Origin of the sequence: Rhodoblastus sp. (genome assembly GCF_041915505.1) — a bacterium.
In the GTDB taxonomy this organism is placed as follows: Bacteria; Pseudomonadota; Alphaproteobacteria; order Rhizobiales; family Beijerinckiaceae; genus Rhodoblastus.
Window position 1 is genome coordinate 1 of sequence record NZ_JAYSBG010000523.1, and the last position, 1,592, is coordinate 1,592.

2 protein-coding genes are annotated in these 1,592 nt (G+C 63.0%); one reads left to right on the forward strand and one right to left on the reverse strand.

Annotated elements, in window-relative coordinates; genetic code table 11:
* Positions 1-652, forward strand: a 652-nt coding sequence (locus tag ACE3S9_RS19380; protein ID WP_374548112.1) for a metallophosphoesterase, incomplete at its 5' end; no start/stop codon positions are given.
* 9 nt (positions 653-661) lie between these two features.
* Here the strand turns inward: ACE3S9_RS19380 and ACE3S9_RS19385 are convergent.
* On the reverse strand, positions 662-1,150 hold the full coding sequence (locus ACE3S9_RS19385) for a CDP-archaeol synthase (protein WP_374548113.1): 489 nt from the start codon (positions 1,148-1,150) through the stop codon (positions 662-664).
* Positions 1,151-1,592: the final 442 nt, after the last annotated feature.

Genomic DNA, 1,592 nt, shown 5'->3' on the forward strand with positions numbered 1-1,592 from the left:
CGATCTTCACGCAGACATGAGCGCGCGCGCCATGCGGCGCGTGGCTGAAATCGCTTCCGGCCTCTCCTATGACCTGTGCGTCCTCACCGGCGATTATCGCGGAGAAACGTTCGGTCCGTATCAATCCAGCCTGCGGGCTCTGGGCGAATTGCGCGGCGCTCTGAAGGGCGACATTTTCGCGGTGCTCGGCAATCACGACACAATTCGGATGGTTCCTGACCTTGAGGGCATGGGCGTGAAATTCCTCCTCAACGAAAATGTGGCGATCGCCCGCGACGGCGCGCGGATCTATCTCGCGGGCGTCGACGACGCCCATTTCTACCGGGTCGACAACATCGAAAAGGCGGCGACGGGCGTCCCTGACGACAGCTTTTCGATTCTGCTCTCCCACACGCCGGAGATCTACCGGCAAGCCGCCCACGCCGGCTTCGACCTGATGCTGTCCGGCCATACGCATGGCGGCCAGATCTGTCTGCCTGGCGGGTTCCCGGTGACGCTCGAATCCTATCTGCCGAGGCATATGGGACGAGGGCCATGGCGTTACGGCGAAATGGCCGGATATACGTCGGCGGGGGCTGGAGCTTGCATCGTTCCCGTGCGTTTCAACTGCCCGCCGGAAGCGACATTGCACGTCTTGCGCGCCTCGGCCTGATCTCGCCTCTCAGTACGGCTCGTTGCGCAATCCCAGGGCGTAGGCGGCGCGCGAGACGACCATTTGCCCGACGATGAAGGCAGCGACGCAAACCGCGATTTCGGCGGGACGAAGGGGCAAGACGCAAGCGGCGGCGAGCGTTCCGAACAAGGCTTCGGGCAGCTGGTCGAGGATCGGCGCCATGCTGCTCGGCGCCAGCCGAAGGCGGCGCTTGACGAAACTGGAAAAGAGATCCCCGGTCATCGATGCGGCGGCCGTGGCCGCGCCGACGCGCCAGGCAAGGCCCATCATGGGGGCTGCGCCAGCCGCGAAGGCGACGGCGACGACAAGACCCCGGAATGTTTTGGAGCGTCCAAACAGCGGCTGGCCGTCGACGAAGACCAAGCCGAAATCGACCGGCCAGGCCGCAGCCTGCCCTAAGACACACTTGGCGATCACCGGCGCGCTGTTGGCGGCCGTGAGCAGAACCAGGACGATCGTGACGTTTTCCACATTCACGGCGGATGGCTCCAACTGAAACGTCTCATTCGATCATTTCCATAACCGACCTTGCAACAAGCAAAATTCGGTCGTTTCACAGCGATCTACGTCGCAAGAGGGAACATGGCTGCGGTAACCATCCGAACCATTCTTCTACAAATGATTGTCGGGCGACGCCTTGCCGATTTTCGGCGCGGACAAGCATTGCCCCAGGCGCCGATCAATCGAAGTCGCGAACGTTTCGGCGGGCGCCGGCCCTGCCGGACGCCAGTCACGACAATGATCGGCGTCAGTGAACGCCGCGGCCCGTTCCGCTAATGTCGCATCGCAGGTCCGGAGGTGAATATGAACGCGGCGGCGATCAGAACCATCCTTTTCCTGCTGGCGGTCGGCGCGCTGGCGGCGGGAGGCGCTTTGTCCTGGTTTGGCGATGCGAGGATCGGACATTGGGTCTGGTTCG